2 protein-coding genes are annotated in these 1,655 nt (G+C 65.4%); both read right to left on the reverse strand.

The window, feature by feature from the left end:
* Positions 1 to 272: 272 nt before the first annotated feature.
* Positions 273 to 986: a 50S ribosomal protein L1 gene (gene rplA / locus ACLML9_RS28690; protein WP_030525642.1), complete on the reverse strand. Its 714-nt coding sequence runs from the start codon at positions 984 to 986 to the stop codon at positions 273 to 275.
* A gap of 159 nt (positions 987 to 1,145) precedes the next feature.
* Positions 1,146 to 1,580 carry a 50S ribosomal protein L11 gene (rplK, locus tag ACLML9_RS28695; RefSeq protein ID WP_030525641.1) on the reverse strand — a complete coding sequence of 145 codons (435 nt, stop codon included), beginning with the start codon at positions 1,578 to 1,580 and terminating at the stop codon, positions 1,146 to 1,148.
* Positions 1,581 to 1,655 lie beyond the last annotated feature (75 nt).

Genomic DNA, 1,655 nt, shown 5'->3' on the forward strand with positions numbered 1-1,655 from the left:
CCACACTTCAACACTCTTTCCCTCCCCGACGCTCTTCCGATCTCGGATATCGCCGCCGAGCCTATGGGTATGGGTGCTGGGCCGGCGCGTGCCGAGCCGGCGCAGCACCCGGAAATCAGCAAAACCACCGTCACGCAATGCGGCAACCACCGGCCGCACGAAAATAGTCCTCCGGCGCCACATGCCGTATCCGGAAGCATTCCGATACGCGAAACGGCGGGAGCGTCGAATGACGCTCCCGCCATTTCGCGGTTCTGTGTTCGGAATAGCGCTTACGCGTCCTCTTCCAGGAGGTTGCGGGTGCGGTTCGGGTCCACCGGGATGCCCGGTCCGGTGTTCGTCGAGACCGTCACCTTCTTGACGTAGCGCCCCTTGGCGGTCGACGGCTTGGCCCGCAGGATCTCGTCCAGCGCGGCGCCGTAGTTCTCCACCAGCTTGCTGTCGTCGAACGACGCCTTACCGATGACGATGTGCAGGTTGGCCTGCTTGTCGACCCGGAAGTTGATCTTGCCGCCCTTGATGTCGTTGACCGCTTTGGTCACATCGGTGGTGACCGTGCCGGTCTTCGGGTTCGGCATCAGACCGCGCGGGCCCAGGACACGCGCGATACGGCCGACCTTGGCCATCTGGTCGGGGGTGGCGATCGCGGCGTCGAAATCCAGCCAGCCGCCCTGGATCCGCTCGATCAGATCCTCGGCGCCCACGGCGTCGGCTCCCGCGGCTTCCGCCTCGGCCGCCTTCTCACCGGCCGCGAACACGATGACGCGGGCGGTCTTACCGGTGCCGTGCGGCAGGTTCACGGTGCCGCGAACCATCTGGTCGGCCTTACGGGGATCGACGCCGAGCCGGATGGCGACCTCGACGGTCGCGTCCGTCTTGGTGGTGGAGGTCTCCTTGGCCAGCCGCGTCGCCGCCAGCGGCGAGTAGAGCTTGCTGCGGTCGACCTTCTCGGCGGCGGCGAGGTACGCCTTGCTTCGTTTTGCCATGTTTCTCTGTCCTTGTCGTGGTTCAGCTGTGGTTATCGGGCCTGGCCGGCCCTCCCACTCGGAGCGGGATCGCGATAGAGAGGCTGCGCTGCGCCTTTGCGGCCGGATCACTCATGACCGCGGAGGCCGCAGCGAAGGCGGAGTTATCGCAGTATCGCCTCAGCCTTCGACGGTGATACCCATCGAGCGCGCGGTGCCCGCGATGATCTTGGCCGCCTGATCGATATCGTTGGCGTTCAGATCTTCCTGCTTGGTCTTCGCGATCTCGCGCACCTGGTCCATGGTCACCGTGGCGACCTTGTTGCGATGCGGCTCGGGCGAACCCTTCTGCACACCGGCGGCCTTCAGCAGCAGCTTCGCGGCCGGCGGGGTCTTCAGCTTGAAGTCGAAGGACCGGTCCTCGTACACCGAGATCTCGACCGGGATGACGTTGCCACGCTGCGACTCGGTCGCGGCGTTGTACGCCTTGCAGAACTCCATGATGTTGACGCCGTGCTGACCGAGCGCCGGACCCACCGGCGGAGCCGGGTTCGCGGCGCCGGCCTGGATCTGAAGCTTGATGATCCCGGCGAGCTTCTTCTTCTTGGGGGGCATCTTTCTTTCCTAGGGTGTGGTGTTCCTTGCTCTCTGCAAGCTCCGACCCGGGGCCGCGGCCCCGGGAAAACACAG

It is taken from the genome of Nocardia sp. NPDC002869 (assembly GCF_046764065.1).
Lineage (GTDB): Bacteria > Actinomycetota > Actinomycetes > Mycobacteriales > Mycobacteriaceae > Nocardia > Nocardia rhamnosiphila.